11 protein-coding genes are annotated in these 15,711 nt (G+C 64.2%); 8 read left to right on the top strand and 3 right to left on the bottom strand.

Translation table 11 applies throughout. The annotated features are described in order from the left end of the window. Window positions 1-212 precede the first annotated feature (212 nt). The 4 genes from I6L45_RS01005 to I6L45_RS00990 all read left to right on the top strand — a co-directional run bounded on the left by I6L45_RS01005 (window position 213) and on the right by I6L45_RS00990 (window position 3,591). The gene (locus tag I6L45_RS01005; RefSeq protein WP_216983198.1) at window positions 213-980 is read left to right on the top strand and encodes an ABC transporter substrate-binding protein; all 768 of its coding nucleotides are present in this window, start codon (window positions 213-215) and stop codon (window positions 978-980) included. A gap of 104 nt (window positions 981-1,084) precedes the next feature. Next, complete coding sequence (locus tag I6L45_RS01000; protein ID WP_216983197.1) at window positions 1,085-2,566, top strand: murein L,D-transpeptidase; 1,482 nt, start codon at window positions 1,085-1,087, stop codon at window positions 2,564-2,566. A 134-nt stretch (window positions 2,567-2,700) separates the two neighbouring features. Beyond that, a complete protein-coding gene (locus I6L45_RS00995) occupies window positions 2,701-3,246 on the top strand; it encodes a YcbK family protein (protein WP_134695710.1) in 546 nt (181 codons plus the stop codon). A gap of 93 nt (window positions 3,247-3,339) precedes the next feature. Then, a complete protein-coding gene (locus I6L45_RS00990; protein WP_043758794.1) occupies window positions 3,340-3,591 on the top strand; it encodes a hypothetical protein in 252 nt (83 codons plus the stop codon). Window positions 3,592-3,684: 93 nt separating this feature from the next. Here I6L45_RS00990 and I6L45_RS00985 read toward each other — a convergent pair whose 3' ends face one another. Further along, complete coding sequence (locus I6L45_RS00985; RefSeq protein WP_043808986.1) at window positions 3,685-4,299, bottom strand: trimeric intracellular cation channel family protein; 615 nt, start codon at window positions 4,297-4,299, stop codon at window positions 3,685-3,687. 134 nt (window positions 4,300-4,433) lie between these two features. Then, on the bottom strand, window positions 4,434-5,198 hold the full coding sequence (gene cysZ, locus I6L45_RS00980; RefSeq protein ID WP_210548119.1) for a sulfate transporter CysZ: 765 nt from the start codon (window positions 5,196-5,198) through the stop codon (window positions 4,434-4,436). Between the two features lie 213 nt (window positions 5,199-5,411). On the opposite strand from cysZ, the gene I6L45_RS00975 reads away from it, so the two are divergent. From I6L45_RS00975 to ligA, 3 genes are all read left to right on the top strand, one after another. Beyond that, window positions 5,412-8,783, top strand: coding sequence for an AAA family ATPase (locus tag I6L45_RS00975; protein WP_216983196.1), 3,372 nt, complete (start codon window positions 5,412-5,414; stop codon window positions 8,781-8,783). Window positions 8,784-8,798: 15 nt separating this feature from the next. After that, a complete protein-coding gene (gene zipA, locus I6L45_RS00970; RefSeq protein WP_216983195.1) occupies window positions 8,799-9,932 on the top strand; it encodes a cell division protein ZipA in 1,134 nt (377 codons plus the stop codon). Between the two features lie 98 nt (window positions 9,933-10,030). Beyond that, window positions 10,031-12,037: an NAD-dependent DNA ligase LigA gene (gene ligA, locus I6L45_RS00965; RefSeq protein WP_216983194.1), complete on the top strand. Its 2,007-nt coding sequence runs from the start codon at window positions 10,031-10,033 to the stop codon at window positions 12,035-12,037. Between the two features lie 66 nt (window positions 12,038-12,103). Here the strand turns inward: ligA and I6L45_RS00960 are convergent, their stop codons facing one another. Further along, window positions 12,104-13,087, bottom strand: a complete 984-nt coding sequence (locus tag I6L45_RS00960; protein ID WP_254204360.1) for an ABC transporter substrate-binding protein — start codon at window positions 13,085-13,087, stop codon at window positions 12,104-12,106. A gap of 439 nt (window positions 13,088-13,526) precedes the next feature. On the opposite strand from I6L45_RS00960, the gene nrdD reads away from it, so the two are divergent. Then, the gene (nrdD, locus tag I6L45_RS00955) at window positions 13,527-15,644 is read left to right on the top strand and encodes an anaerobic ribonucleoside-triphosphate reductase (RefSeq protein WP_216983192.1); all 2,118 of its coding nucleotides are present in this window, start codon (window positions 13,527-13,529) and stop codon (window positions 15,642-15,644) included. The last annotated feature ends 67 nt before the right edge of the window (window positions 15,645-15,711 follow it).

The following is a 15,711-nucleotide window of genomic DNA, read 5'->3' as shown; positions in this document are numbered from 1 at the left end:
GCTCACATATTAACCCTTGATATCCCTGTACTCCAAGAGGCTTTGGGGCCGTTTGTCACCTGGGTTTGTCGCCCTTTCTGCGGGGCCTCCCGCCGGCCCGGGGCTTGGCCGCCTCAGGCAAATGGCTGAAATTATCCATTGCTGTGGCAGGATCTGTCGCCATTTTGGGCGGCCACCATTAAGATGGCTTGTCCCGCTGTCAAGGATGACCCATGAGACTGCTATCTCTGTGCGTGCTCTGCTGCCTGCCCCTGCAATCCCTGTGGGCGCAGTCCCTCTGTCCTGTGCCGCTTCGCGTCGGTTTCGATGACTGGCCGCCCTATCACTATTACCAGCAGGAAGGGGAACACCGTCAGTTGCGCGGGTTCGCTATCGATTACCTCAACGCCGTCTCGGCCCGGCTGGGATGCCGCCTCCACTATGTGGAGCTCCCCTGGAAGCGGGGACTGCACGATCTGGAACTGGGCCGACTGGACATCCTGATGGAGGCCTACTTCTCCGACGACAGGGCGCGCTATGCCTGGTTCTCCATTTCCTACAATCCCGGCCGGACGGCGCTCTGGGTGCGCAAGCCCGATACGGGTGATGAAATGGATCTGGGTCGCTGGCTGGACCGCGGGCATCGGCTGGGGGTCACCCGGGATTACTACTATGGCCCCGACATCGCCGAGCAGCTGCGTCGTTATCCTGATCGGGTGAGCGCGGTCAACGATGTGCAGAATTACCGCAAGCTGGTGCTGGGACGGATAGACGGGTTTCTCGGGGATAGTTTGGCCACTTCCTGGGGTCTGAAAAAAGAGGGGCTGTCGGACAAGGTGGTTCCCCATGCCATGGGGATTTACGAGACGCCGACCTCTTTCATGCTGAGCAAGAAGACGATATCGAGTGAATTTGTGCAGCGATTCAACCAGGCGATCGTGGCCGTGGGCGAGAGCGGGGAGCATGAGCATATCTGGCGTCGCTACACCTCCGTGCGCTAGCAAAGTCGCCGGCATTCACGCATCATGGGCACCTGACCGTCGCGCCTGACAGGCCGAATTGAACCGATTTGAGGCAAGCGTGGTAAGAAGCATGGGTAAGAAGCATGGGTAAGAAGTATTGGTTGGCATTGGCGAATCTCATCTGGCTTGGCTGCTGGCCGGCCAGCATGGTTCAGGCAAGCCCCGAGCAGACGGTGGTGGCCAGTCCCAGCATTCAGCATGACTGGTATCAGAACAGCACAGCGGAGCAGGCGCGCCATGAGCTCGAGCAACAGCTGCAGGAGGCGGTGCTGGCCCAGCTCCATCCCGACTTCTACCGGCTCTGGCAGCGACTGCAGAAGGCCCCGGCGGATCGGCGCGGCGCCCTCTATGACGAAGCCTTTGGCAAGCTGGCCCGTTTCCAGCAAGCCTGGCGGGCCATGGATCTGGTCGCTCGCGAGCAGATGCAGACCCTCAAGCTCGATCTGAACCAGCCGCTGGCCCACGAGCCCGTGGGCGACAACCTGCTGGATCAGGTCAAGCAGCTCAGACCCCAGGTGGCGGAGTATGACGCCGTGCGCGAGGAAGTGCGCAAGTTGCTGGCCATGCCCATGGCCAAACGCTGGCCCAACCTGGAGATGCCGACCCTGAGGGCCGGCGAGAGTTCGGCCGAGCTCGGCCAGATCCGCACCATCCTCAACGAGCTGGGGGATGGCGCTCCCACCCACCAGGATGCCCTCTACGATGCGGACACCGAACAGGCCATCAAGCAGTTCCAGCGCCGCCATGGCCTGACCGCCGATGGCATCATCGGTCGCCAGACCCGCACCTGGCTCAATACCGGGCCCGAGGTGCGCGCCAGCCTGCTGCTGCGCAACCTGTGGCGCCGGGATCTGGTGGATCACCTCGCCGGCCGCTATGTGCTGGTCAATATCCCGGATTACCGCCTGAGCGTGGTGGAGTCCGGCAGCGAGGTCTTCACCAGCCGGGTCATCGTCGGCAAGGAGCAGCGGGCCACCCCCATCTTGGCGAGCGAGATCCGCTCCATCGTGCTCAACCCGGCCTGGCACGTGCCACGTTCCATCCTGAGCAAGGACATCCTGCCCAAGCTCGGGCGCGATCCTGCCTACCTGGATCGGGAGCAGTTCGAGGTGATCGACGGCGAAGGCAACCCGGTACAGTTCAGCGAAGATGGCTGGCACCAGGCGCTGGCCTCCGGCTTCCCCTACCGGTTGCGGCAAAAGCCGGGGGATCACAACGCCCTGGGCCGCTACAAGTTCTACCTGCCGAACAACGACGCCATCTACCTGCACTCGACGCCGCGCAAGGCGCTGTTCGAGCAGGGGGCCCGCGCCTTCAGCTCGGGCTGCATCCGGGTCGAGCACGCGGACGATCTGGCGGAGCTGCTGCTGGCAGACTCCCGCTATCAGCCTGACAAGGTGGCCAACATCCTGAAAGAGACCCAGACCAAGTGGCTGCCCCTGACCAGCCCGATCCCGGTGTTCACCGTCTACTGGAGCAGCTGGATCGATGAAGAGGGTCGCCAGCAACTGCGCAACGACATCTACGGATTCGACAGAGTCAGCTATCAGAGTCGCTTGTTGTGATCCTCGCCACAGAGTGAACAGCCCGGCCTGCGCCGGGCTTTTTCATGGGCGCTTGCGGTTTGACAGGGCTTTTTCCGGCAGGTAGTTTCGGCCTCTGTATGACTTTCATTCACCATGAGATGGACGGACAACGGATGCTGGAACAAGAGATGAGCCGACGCCGTCTGCTGCTGGGAGCCGGCTGCCTGATGGGCGCCAGCCTGCTGTCGTTTCCGGCGCAGGCGAGCCGCAGCACCTCGGGGCGGGAGCTCAGCTTCTTCAACCTCAATACCGGCGAGCGGGTGCGGGCCAGTTATTGGGAAGATGGCCGCTACCTGAACGACGGGCTGGCGGAGCTCAACCACATTTTCCGCGACTATCGTCGCAATGAAGTGTTCAACATCGACAGGAAGCTGTTCGATCAGCTGTTCCTGCTGCAGCACAAGCTGGGCCGCAAGGGGGAGATCCAGCTCATCTCGGGCTACCGTTCCCCACGGACGAACGACCAGAAGCGGCGCAAGAGCCGCGGGGTTGCCAAGCATAGCTACCACACCCTGGGCCAGGCGGTGGATGTGCGCATGCCAGACGTGCAGCTGGCCCATCTGCGCAAGGCGGCCCTGAACCTCAGGGTCGGCGGGGTGGGTTACTACCCGTCAGACAACTTCGTGCACCTGGATACGGGCCCCGTTCGTAGCTGGTGACGGCGGTTGAGTGGTGCCGTATGCCGCTGGTGGGCGCTGGCAATGAGGGGGTTTCTGCTGCTAGGCTCTGGACTCCAGCAAGAGGAGAGAGAGATGAAGCAGATTTTGATCGGGGGAATGATCGCCCTGCTGCTGACCGGTTGCAGCAAGCTCAACCGCGAGAACTACGAGAAGCTGAAGGTCGGGATCAGCTATGCCGAAGCGAGCGCCATCCTCGGCAAGGCCGAGCGTTGTGACGATGCCCTCGGCACCACCAGCTGCATCTGGGGGGGAGAGGACAAGAACATCAAGATCCGCTTCATCGCCGACAAGGCGACTTTCTTCAGCTCCGAAGGGATCAACTGAGCCAGATTTTCATGAGCTCAGCCAACAAAAAAGCGCCCTTTGGCGCTTTTTTGTTGGTCGTTATCCGGGCGATGCGGCCAGAAACTGGCGCGCTCAGTGGGCCGCGTACTGGTAGTTGAAGGTGGGCAGCCCCCACTTGAAACGCACCGCCAGCAGACGCAGCACGAAGCCGATGCCGATGGCGCCGAAGGCGGCCCAGTCCGCCGGGATCCCCTGATCCAGCGCAAAGCAGTAGAGGGCGGCCGTCACCAGGGAGACGGCGGCATAGAGTTCGCGTTTGAACACCAGCGGGATGCGCTGGCACAAAAGATCCCGCAGCACGCCGCCGAAGACGCCGGTCACCACGGCCATGATGCAGGCGATGCCGGCCCCGTGCCCCATCTCCAGCGCCCGGGCGGCCCCGAAGATGGAGAAGACCACCAGTCCGAGGGCATCCAGCGCCAGGAACAGCTTGCCGAGGTAGCGCATCAGCGGGGCAGAGATGACCCCGGCCATGGCGGCGCCCGCCACCAGCAACACGTATTCGGGGTGTTCCACCCAGAGCAGGGGATAGTGTCCGAGCAGCACATCCCGGATGGTGCCGCCCCCGATGGCCGTCGCCGAGGCGATGATCACGACGCCAAACAGATCCATCCGTCGCCGACCCGCCGCCAGCGCGCCCGTCATTCCTTCGGCCACCAGGCCCAGCAAGAAGAGTGCATGTAACATGAGATATCCCAGGGTGCGAGAAAGGCCCGCATCCTAACAACCCAGTGTTGGTGCGGCAAGCAAACTCATACATGCATTAGATTAAGTAATGAAAAGGGGGCTTTCGCCCCCACTTTTTATCATGGTTGCCCAGGTCAGCGGCGCAGTTGCTCTGCCCGGTACTGATCCACCCACATGGCGGTGGCGCCACAAATGGCGACCGGCATCACGAAGAGGTTCACCACCGGGATGGCGGAGAAGAGGGTGACCAGGGCACCGAAGCTCAGGCACTTGCCACGGCGCTGCTTGAGGGCGTCGCGCATGGTGATGAAGTCGATCTTGTGGTTGTCGAACGGATAATCCACGTACTGGATCGCCATCATCCAGGCGCTGAACAGGAACCAGAGCACCGGCGCCAGGGTCTGGCCCACCACGGGGATGAGGAAGAGGATCAGGCAGCCGATGGCCTTGGGCAGGTAGTACTTCAACTTGGTCCACTCGCGGCCGAAGGTGCGTGGCACGTCCTTGACCACGTCCAGCATGCCGGTGTCGTTCATGGTTTCGCCGGTGAGCACCTGCTCCACCTTCTCCGCCAGCAGGCCGTTGAAGGGGGCCGCGATCCAGTTCGTCACCGAGCTGAAGATGAAGGAGAACACCACCAGTATGGTGACGAGGGCGATGGGCCAGAGCAGGTAGTCGAGCCAGGAGAGCCAGGACGGGATCTGCTGGTGCAGCCAGGCGAACAGGCCGTCGAGTTGCAGCAGCAGGGCGTAGAAGGCGCCGGCGAACAGCACCACGTTGACCAGCAGGGGGATCAGCACGAAGGTGCGGATGCCGGGCTGGCGAATGAGGGAGAAGCCGCGCAGGAAGTAGTCCGCGCCGCTGACAGAATCTTTGACCATGTGGGGTGATTGGCTCATATGAGCTCCATCAATGAATGGGGAAAGTGCCAGCATATTACAAACAAGCCCTTGATTTGGTAAAGTCGCCGACTATTCCTTATCGCTTGCCCGTTGCGACTGCGCGCCGGGTATTGAGGGGATGCCGCCTGCCATGACAGGCAAGGCCGGGTCTGGATTTGTGACAGTCGCCGACCGCCACCCCTCTTTATTTCGTGACCCACATAGGCCGCCATGCGTCTGAAATTGATCAAACTCGCCGGTTTCAAGTCGTTTGTCGAGCCGACCCGCATCGAACTCAACGCCGACATGACCGCCGTGGTGGGCCCCAATGGCTGCGGCAAATCCAACGTCATCGACGCCGTGCGCTGGGTGCTGGGGGAGAGCTCCGCCCGCCACCTGCGCGGGGAAAACATGACGGACGTCATCTTCAACGGCTCCATCAACCGCAGCGCCCACGGCCGCGCCTCGGTGGAACTGGTATTCGACAATCCCCACAACCGGGTTCCCGGCGAATTCGGCCGTTTCACCGAGATCTCGGTGCGCCGCGAAGTGCTGCGCGACGGCTCCAACCACTACCAGATCAACGGCCAGAAGTGCCGTCGCAAGGACGTGACCGACCTCTTCCTCGGCACCGGCCTTGGGCCGCGCAGCTACGCCATCATCGAGCAGGGCACCGTCAGCCGGCTGGTGGAGTCGCGCCCCGCCGATCTCAAGCTGTTCATGGAAGAGGCCGCCGGGGTCTCCCGCTACAAGGAAAGGCGCCGGGAGACCGAACAGCGCATCCGCCATACCCAGGAGAACCTGGAGCGCCTCGGCGACATCCGTGGCGAACTGGGGTCGCGCCTCGAGCACCTCAAAGCCCAGGCCGAGACCGCCGAGCGCTACAAGCAGCTCAAGAGCCGTTCGCGCGCCGCCCGGGCCGAGCTTATCGGTTCCGAGCTGTGGGCGCTGGAGACGCGCCTCGGGGAGGCCAAGAGCGAGCTGGCCCAGGCCGAGCAGGCGCTGGCGGCCCTCGATGCCAAGCGCACTTCGGACGAAGGGCGCCACGTCACCCTCTCGGTGGCCCGCCAGGAGGCGCAGGCCGAACAGGCGAGCCGCCAGCAGCAGATCTTTCTCGGCGGCCAGGCCATCGCCCGTCTCGAGCAGCAGCAGTTGCACCAGACCGAACTCGGTCGCGACTGGCAGGCGAGGCGCCAGGCCCTTTGCGAGCGCATCGAGGGACTCAAGACCCAGCTGGCGAGCCAGCAGGATCAGCTGAGCGAGGGGGCGCTCAAGGCCGAGGTGGAGTCGGCGCGGCTCGAACAGTGTGAGCAGTTACTCGCCGACCAGCAGGGCGTGCGCGCGGCGGCCGGTGAGCGGCTCGAGCAGGCGCGTCAGCGTCAGCAACAGTGGCAGCAGCAGCTTGGCCAGCTGCAGGGGCGGCTCAACCAGACCCGCACCGAGGTGAACGGTCTGCAAGAGCTGCAAGCCAAGACCCGGCTCGCCCGTCTCAAGCTGGAGGATGAACAGGCCGGCCCCCTCGGCGGGGAGGATAGCCTGCAACCCGCCCTCGATGCGCTGGCGGCGGAGCTTGCGCTCTCCCGTGCCCGTCATGAGGAAGCCGAAGCGGCGTGGCAGGCCGGTGTGGCCCGTCACGAAGGGCTCAAGGCCGAGCTGGGTCGTCAGCAGGGCTCGCAGCGGGAGCTGGAGGCCCGCCTCGCCACCCTGGATCAGATCCTGGGGGAGCAGATGGTGGGCGCCACCCTGGCGGATCGGCTGCAGGTGGCCCCCGAGTGGGCCCAGGCCCTCGACAAGGTGCTCGGCCGCTGGCTCACCGCAACGCCTGCGGACGAGTGCAATCTGGCGCAGCCCGGGCTCTGGATTGGCCCGGCCCACCCCGCCGTCCCCGGCACCCTGGCGGCCCGGCTAGGCGGCGAGCATATTCCGGCCTTCCTCAATGCCATCTGGTTGGCACAGAGCCGGGAGGAGGCGCTGGCTCGCCTGCCCGAACTCGCCGCCGGTGAGTCGTTGCTCACTCCCGCCGGGGACTGGTTCGGCCCAAACTGGGCGGATCTGGGTGAGGGGGGCGCCCTCGGCACCCTGGCGCTGCTCGGCGAGCGTGAGCGGTTGCACACCGAGCAGGCCGCAGGCCGGCAGACGCTGACCCAGCTGGACAGGCAACTGGCGGAGGCGGATGCCACCCGGGCCCAGCTGCACGGCGCCCATGAGCTGGCCCAGCGTACCCTGCGGGAGCAGGAGCTGCAGTGGCAGCAGCTGCGCGAGGCCTGGAGTCTGCAAGAGGGGCAGCGCCAGGCGCGCATGCAGCGCCTCGGCCAGCTGGGAGAGGAGCTGACCCGGCTGGATAAGGAGCAGGCCGAGGAAGCCGGACGGCTGGACGCCGCCAGGGCCAGGCTCGAGCTGGACGAAGCGACCCTGAGCGAGCAGCAGGAGCAGGGGGAGGCGCTGGCCGAGGCGCTGTTGCTCGCCCAGGAGCAGGTGAGCGGAGCGGAGCGGGGGCTGGAAGAGGCCCGCCTGCGCCGGGAGCAGCAACAGGCCAGCTGTCAGCGGTTGCAACTGGAGCAGCAGAATCTGTCCCAGCTCATCGCCGTGCGGGAGCAGGAGCTCTCGCGCCTCGGGCTGGAACTGACCGCGCTCAAGGAGCCGGGGGCCGAACCCGGCCAGGATCTGACCCCCCTGCTGGCGGAGCAGCGCAATCTGGAGGCGCAGCAACTGGCCTGCCATCAGCGGCTGGCGGAGCTGGAGCGCCAGTTAGGAGAGCTGGAGCAGGCCAGAGGTGCCGATCACAAGCAACTGGTGCAGATACAGGAGAAGCTGGCAACCCTGCGTCTCGAGCGCGAGCGCAACCTCACCCGCCGGCAAGGGCTGCACGAGCAGTTCGAGGAGCTGGGGGTGAGGCTGGTGGATCTCGATCAGGCCGTGCTGATTGCCGCCGATCGCGGCAAGCTGCGCCAGGAGATCCAGACCCTGGAGGCGCAGGTGGAGGCGCTTGGCGCCATCAACCTGGCGGCGCTGGAGGAGTACGAAGAGGCGAAAACCCGTTCGAGTTACCTGGAAAACCAGTGCCAGGATCTGGAGCAGGCCCTCGATACCCTGAGCCAAGCCATTAAAAGAATTGATAAAGAAACACAAATACGCTTCCGCGACACTTTCGATAAGGTCAATGAAGATTTAAAATCCCTGTTTCCAAAAGTGTTTGGGGGAGGCAGTGCCTGGCTTGAGCTGACCTCGGATGATCTTTTGGAGGCCGGAGTGAGCATCATGGCAAGACCTCCGGGCAAGAAGAATGCTACCATTGCCCTGCTTTCCGGGGGGGAGAAGGCGCTAACCGCCCTTGCGCTGGTTTTTGCCATCTTCAGACTCAATCCAGCACCATTTTGTCTGCTGGATGAGGTGGATGCACCGCTCGATGAAGTGAACGTCGGTCGCTTCTGTTCTCTTGTCAAAGAGATGTCGAGCACAGTACAGTTCGTTTACATCAGTCATAATAAGGTCTCCATGGAGATGGCCGAGCAGCTGGTTGGCGTCACGATGCAAGAGCCCGGGGTTTCGCGCATAGTGTCGGTCGATATCGGTGAAGCCGTCGCTTTGGCTGAGCAAAACTAGAAAGAGAAGCAGCTAATGCAGGAATTGCGTTACATCTTGGTTGCCCTGGGCGGTATTGCCATCGCGGCATTGCTCATTCACGGGTTGTGGAGCAACAGAAAAAATCGTCAGGCACCGATCAAGGAAAAACCCCTGGGTCGGATGGAATCCAAGTCGCGGGAACGTGACAACGATGCGTTTGACAGCGATGGTATCGGTCAGGTGCGCGTGGTCAGTGGTGGTCGCCGTGCCGAGCCCAAGCTGCGTGGGGAAGAAGCCCGTCAGCCAGAGCCCCGCCGTGTCGCCCCCGCACCCGCCTTCGATGACGAAGATGACGACGCCGATCTGCCGCCTCCCGTGGTGCGCAAACCCGCCGCACGTCCGGCGCCGCAGCCCGTCTATCAAGAAGAGGACGAGTACGAGGAACCGAGTGCAGAGCCTGTCGAAGAGGTGCCTGCCGCCCCGGTGCGCAAGCCTGCCCAGGTGATCCGCCGTACGCCGGTGCACCGTTCCCGTCCTCAGCGCGAACCCATGATGCAGCCGCTGGACGAAGAGCCGCTGGTGGAGCCAGCCTATGCCCAGGCCCCGACCTTCGGTGCTCGCGAGGCCGCTCCTGCGCCGCAGCAGGCTCCCCGCTATGCCCAGCCTGCCCCTGCGTATGAAGAGCCCGTCTACGATGACGAGCCGGCCTACGAAGAGCCGATCCGCGCGGTCGAGCCTGAGCCTGCTCCCGCCCCGGTCGAGAAGATCTGGCAGGACGTTTACGTCATCAACCTGATGGCGCGTCCCGGCCACGATCTGCAAGGGGCGACCCTGCTCTCCTCCCTGCTGGCGCTTGGCTTCAAGTTTGGCGAGATGGACATCTTCCACCGCCACGAGGATCTCGGCGGCAAGGGCGAAGTGCTCTTCTCCATGATTAACATGGTCAAGCCGGGCACCTTCAACCCGTACCGGATGGAGCAGTTCAGCACCCCGGGGGTGTCGCTCTTCATGCAGCTGCCCTTGCGCAGCAACGCGGCCTTCGCGTTCGAGCACATGTTGCAGGCGGCCGATCAGCTGGCCAGCGATCTCGATGCCATGCTGACCGACGCCTCGCGCAGCCCGCTGAGCGACGACGACATCGCCCGCTATCGCCACGAGCTGGCAGCCTACGAGGCCAGCCGCGACTGATGCGCTCCTGGCGTTGACCATGAAAAGTGCGGTACCCCGGTGCCGCATTTTTATTTGTGCCCCAGACTGAATGTTCCATCACACTTCGAGACTCTTCCATGAGCGATATCCTCTCCCGCCACCGTCAACTGTGTGAACTGCTCACCGAATACGGCCACCAGTACTATGTGCTGGACAATCCCACGGTACCGGACGCCGAATACGATCGCCTGATGCGCGAGCTGATTGAGCTGGAAGCGGCCCACCCCGAGCTGAAGACCCCGACCTCTCCCAGCGTGCGGGTGGGTGGGCAGCCGCTGTCCGCCTTCAATCAGGTGCGCCACGAGATCCCCATGCTGAGCCTGGACAACGTGTTCAGCGACGAGGAGCTGCTGGCCTTCGAACAGCGCATGCGCGATCGCCTCAAGCGGGAGGTGCGCTTCACCTTCTGCTGCGAGCCCAAGCTCGACGGTCTGGCTGTGAGCCTGCTCTATGTGGACGGCCAGCTGGTGCAGGCCGCCACCCGGGGCGATGGCACCACGGGGGAGGAGATCACCGAGAACGTGCGTACCATCAAGGCCATCCCCCTTGCCCTGCGCGGCACGGGGTGGCCGGTGAGGCTGGAGGTGCGCGGCGAAGTCTTCATGCCGAAGGCCGGTTTCGAGGCGATGAACGCCAGGGCGCTGGCCGCTGGCGAGAAGGTGTTCGTCAACCCGCGCAACGCCGCCGCCGGCAGCCTGCGCCAGCTCGATTCGCGCATCACCGCCTCCCGCCCGCTGGCCTTCTATGCCTATGGCGTCGGGGTCGGTGGCGACGAGCTGGGGGCCTCCCACTTCGGCCGCCTCACCCAGCTCAAGGCCTGGGGCCTGCCGCTCAGCCCCGAGGTGAAGCTGAAAGAGGGCGCCGCCGGTTGCCAGGCCTTCCACGACGACATCCTGGCCCGCCGTGGCGAGCTCCCCTACGAGATCGACGGCGTGGTCTACAAGGTGGACGATCTCGCCCTTCAAGGGGAGCTCGGCTTCGTGGCTCGTGCCCCGCGCTGGGCCACCGCCCACAAGTTCCCGGCGGAGGAGGAGATGACCCTGCTCGAGAACGTCGAATTCCAGGTCGGCCGCACCGGCGCCGTGACCCCGGTCGCCAAGCTCAAACCCGTGTTCGTCGGCGGTGTCACCGTCTCCAACGCCACCCTCCACAATGCGGACGAGATCGCGCGCCTCGGCGTCATGGTCGGTGACACCGTGATCGTGCGCCGGGCGGGGGACGTGATCCCGCAGATCGTCGCCGTGGTGGAGGCCCAGCGCCCGGCAGATGCCCGGGAGATCCTGTTCCCGACCCAGTGCCCGGTGTGTGGCTCCGCGGTGGAGCGGCTGGAAGGGGAGGCGGTGGCCCGCTGCTCCGGCGGTCTCTTCTGCGAGGCGCAGCGCAAGGAGGCGATCAAGCACTTCGCCGCCCGCCGCGCCATGGACGTGGACGGTCTCGGCGACAAGATCGTCGAGCAGCTGGTGGACAAGGGGCTGGTGAAGACCCCGGCGGATCTGTTCAGCCTCAACGCCATCCAGCTGGCCGGCCTCGAGCGGATGGGGCAAAAATCTGCCCTGAATCTGGTGGCGGCCATCGATGCGGCCCGCAGCACCACGCTGCCACGCTTCCTGTTTGCCCTCGGCATCCGCGAGGTGGGGGAGGCGACGGCGCTGAACCTGGCCAACCACTTCCTGACCCTGGATGCCCTGCGTGCGGCGTCCGTGGAGCAGCTGCTGGCAGTGGCGGACGTAGGCGAGGTGGTGGCCAAGCACGTCTACTACTTCCTGCGTCAGCCCCACAACGTGGAGGTGCTGGAGGCCCTGCTGGCCGCCGGCATCCACTGGCCGGCCATCGAGAAGAAGGAAGCCGCAGAGCAGCCGTTTGCCGGCAAGACCTTCGTGCTGACCGGCACCCTCACCCAGCTCTCGCGCAATGACGCCAAGGCGGCGCTGCAGGCACTTGGTGCCAAGGTAGCGGGATCGGTGTCGGCCAAGACGGACGTGCTGGTGGCCGGCGAGGCGGCGGGCTCCAAGCTCGCCAAGGCCCAGGAGCTCGGCATCACCATCTGGACTGAAGAGGAGCTGCAGCAGGCGCTGCAGGGCTGAGGCGCTCCCCTTCACACTTGAAAAGAACCCGGCCTTGTGGCCGGGTTCTTTGTTTGGGGCGGTGCGTCACTCACGCCAGAGGATCTTGTAGCGCCACTTGTCGGGCAGGGTGAGCCGCCAGCGGGCCAGCTCCCCCTTGCTGAAGACATATTCGCCGCGCAGGGCAGCGCGCGGTGCCAGGGTCCTTGGCTGGGCCCCCGCCAGGATGGCGTTGACCAGCTCGGCCGCCTTGGCCCCCTGATCGCGGCCATCCAGCACCAGGCCGCCGATGGCCTTGCCCTTGCCCACCGTAAATTCCCAGAAACAGAACAGTGGCACCGGGCTGTGGGCGCTGGTCCACGCCAGCACCTGCTGCTCGTCCACGTGCCTGCCCTGATCGTCGGTGAGGGTGTGATAGAGGCCGACGAAGATGGCGTCATGGCCACTCTGCCTGGCGCCAAGCACGGCCTCCTGCCACAGGCCGTAGTTGCCGATCAGCTGGCTGTTGACCAGGGTCTGGCCGATGCGCAGCTCGGTCTGGCTCCTGAACTCGTCCTCGATGGCGGTGAGGGAGACATTGCTCGAGTCGAACAGCACCAGTGCCTTCTTGATCCCCCCCATCATCTGGCTCATCTCGCTGATGTTGCGCTTGAGCAGGGGGCGCTCCAGCACGCCGGTGATCATGGGATGGCCGACCAGCCCCTTGTGGCGCGGATTCTCGTTCATGCCGAGAAACACCACTGGGGTGCCGAGCGCGGCGATGTCTCTGGCCAGGTAGTTGATGGCGTTGTCATCGCCGAGGATCACCAGATCCGGCTTGCTCTGCCGGTAGTAGGCGAGCGCCTGCTCGGCGATGCGCTCGAAGTCGTCAGGAGAGCGGCGCTTGGTGTCCATGTAGAAGTAGTCGAGGCGGTGGTGGTCACCCAGGTGGGCCTCCAGGCTGGCGCTGTAGCTTCTGTCCCACAGGTATTCGGGGTGGTAGCTGCTGATCACCAGGATCTCGGCGGCCCACAGCCGCAGCGGGAGGGCGCACAGCAGCAGTAACAACAGCCGCAAGGGAGGGTTGGTCATGTCGCTTCCAGATGGACAGGGAGAGTCGTCACCCATTATGTCCATTTTGGTGCAGCGCTGTCCCGGTCAATTACTGTCGGAGGGGGATTCTTTTTCTGGCCGGGCGGAGGAAGCGCCAGCCCGCCCCCCGTCTGGGGTAGGCTCAGAAAGCCCCTTTTGACGCTGGTTGTGAACTGCCCCACTCCTCTCAAAACCTGTTCTGGATCAAGAAAAAGGGTATCGCTTTGGTGCCTAATAGCCCCCACATATAGGGGTTTGTGCAATAAAAACACCCATATGTTGTGTTGTTAAGCTGTGTATAAGTCGTCACCCTCTCAGTGTCAGCCCAGGTGTTGCAAGCCCCGGCTGATTTTATTTGCGCCGGGGACAGGTGCGGGGAAGGGGACTCCACAAGGGCGAGCCGAGGGTGGCCGCCAGGCCTTTAATACGGGGATATTCGATGAAACCGGTAGTGATCAAACGCGATGGATGTCGTGCACCATTCAATGGCCAACTGATCGCCGAGGCGGTGAGCCGGGCGGCGGAAGCGGTCAATCAGGCCAACCCGGCGCTGGCTGCGCGCATCGCAAACGCGGTCTGCCAGGAGCTGGAAGGGCGCGGCGAGGTGGACATCCACGAGATCCAGAACCGGGTCGAGAACCACCTGATGGCGTCCGACGACAAGGCCATCGCCCGCGCCTACATCGAGTACCGGCACGACAGGGATCAGGCCCGCGAGGCCCGTGGCCGCCTGGCCCAGGAGATCCGTGGCCTGGTGGAGCAGACCAACGCGGCCCTGCTCAACGAGAACGCCAACAAGGATTCCAAGGTGATCCCGACCCAGCGCGATTTGCTGGCGGGCATCGTCGCCAAGCACTACGCCATCAGCCACATGCTGCCCCGGGAGGTGGTGCAGGCCCACGAGAGCGGCGATCTGCACTTCCACGATCTCGACTACTCCCCCTTCTTCCCCATGTTCAACTGCATGCTGATCGATCTGCAGGGGATGCTGACCCACGGCTTCAAGATGGGCAACGCGGAGATCGACACCCCCAAATCCATCAGCACCGCCACCGCGGTGACCGCCCAGATCATCGCCCAGGTGGCGAGCCACATCTATGGCGGCACCACCATCAACCGCATCGACGAGGTGCTGGCCCCTTATGTGACCATCAGCTGGCACAAGCACCGGGAGGTGGCCGAGGAGTGGGGGATCCAGGATGTGGATGCCTACGCCATGGCCCGCACCGAGAAGGAGTGCCACGACGCCTTCCAGTCCCTGGAATACGAGGTGAATACCCTGCACACCGCCAACGGCCAGACCCCCTTCGTCACCTTCGGCTTTGGCCTCGGGGACAGCTGGGAGTCACGCCTGATCCAGCGGGCCATCCTCGGCAACCGCATCGCCGGCCTTGGCAAGAACAGGAAGACCGCCGTCTTCCCGAAACTGGTGTTCGCCATCAAGGACGGCCTGAACCACAAACCTGGGGACCCCAACTACGACATCAAGCAGCTGGCCCTGGAGTGCGCCTCCAAGCGGATGTACCCGGACATCCTCAACTACGACCAGGTGGTCAAGGTCACCGGCTCCTTCAAGACCCCCATGGGGTGCCGCTCCTTCCTCGGTGCCTACGAGGAACACGGCGAGCTGGTGCACGAGGGGCGCAACAACCTGGGGGTAGTGAGCCTCAACCTGCCGCGCATCGCGTTGAAATCCCGCGATGAGGCGGACTTCTGGGACAAGCTGGATGCCGCCCTGCGGGTGGCCAAGCAGGCGCTGATGTACCGCATCGAGCGTCTCAAGGGGGTCAAGGCCAGGGTCGCCCCCATCCTCTACATGGAGGGGGCCTGCGGCGTGCGTCTCAAGGCAGACGACAACATCAGCGAGATCTTCAAGCACGGCCGCGCCTCCATTTCCCTGGGCTACATCGGGGTGCACGAGACCATCAACGCCCTGTTCGGCACCGACACTCATCTGTTCGACAGCGAGGTGTTGCGGGAGAAGGCCATCGCCATCATTGCGCGGCTCAAGGCGGCCACCGACGAGTGGAAAGAGGAGACCGGCTACGGCTTCAGCCTCTACTCCACCCCGAGCGAGAACCTCTGCACCCGCTTCTGCCGCATCGACGCCAAGGAGTTCGGCGTGGTGGCCGGGGTGACCGACAAAGGCTACTACACCAACAGCTTCCATCTGGACGTGGAGAAGCAGGTGAACCCCTACGACAAGCTGGACTTCGAGGCGCCCTATCCGCCCATCGCCAGCGGCGGTTTCATCTGCTATGGCGAGTACCCCAACATCCAGCACAACCTGGAGGCGCTGGAGAACGTCTGGGATTACAGCTATGACAAGGTGCCCTATTACGGGACCAACACCCCCATCGACGAGTGTTACGACTGCGGTTTCACCGGCGAGTTCGAGTGCACCTCCAAGGGCTTCACCTGCCCGCGCTGCGGCAACCACGACCCGGCCAAGGTGTCGGTGACCCGCCGGGTGTGCGGCTACCTCGGCAGCCCGGATGCGCGCCCCTTCAACGCGGGCAAGCAGGAAGAGGTGAAGCGCCGCGTCAAGCACATGTGAACGCAGTGGCGATGTAGCACCGGCCCCTGACTCCAGGGGCCATTTTCATGGGGGGGCGGCCCCTGGC

The organism is Aeromonas sp. FDAARGOS 1415 (genome assembly GCF_019048365.1).
GTDB lineage: Bacteria > Pseudomonadota > Gammaproteobacteria > Enterobacterales > Aeromonadaceae > Aeromonas > Aeromonas taiwanensis.
This window is presented reverse-complemented; position numbering and strand designations above follow the sequence as displayed.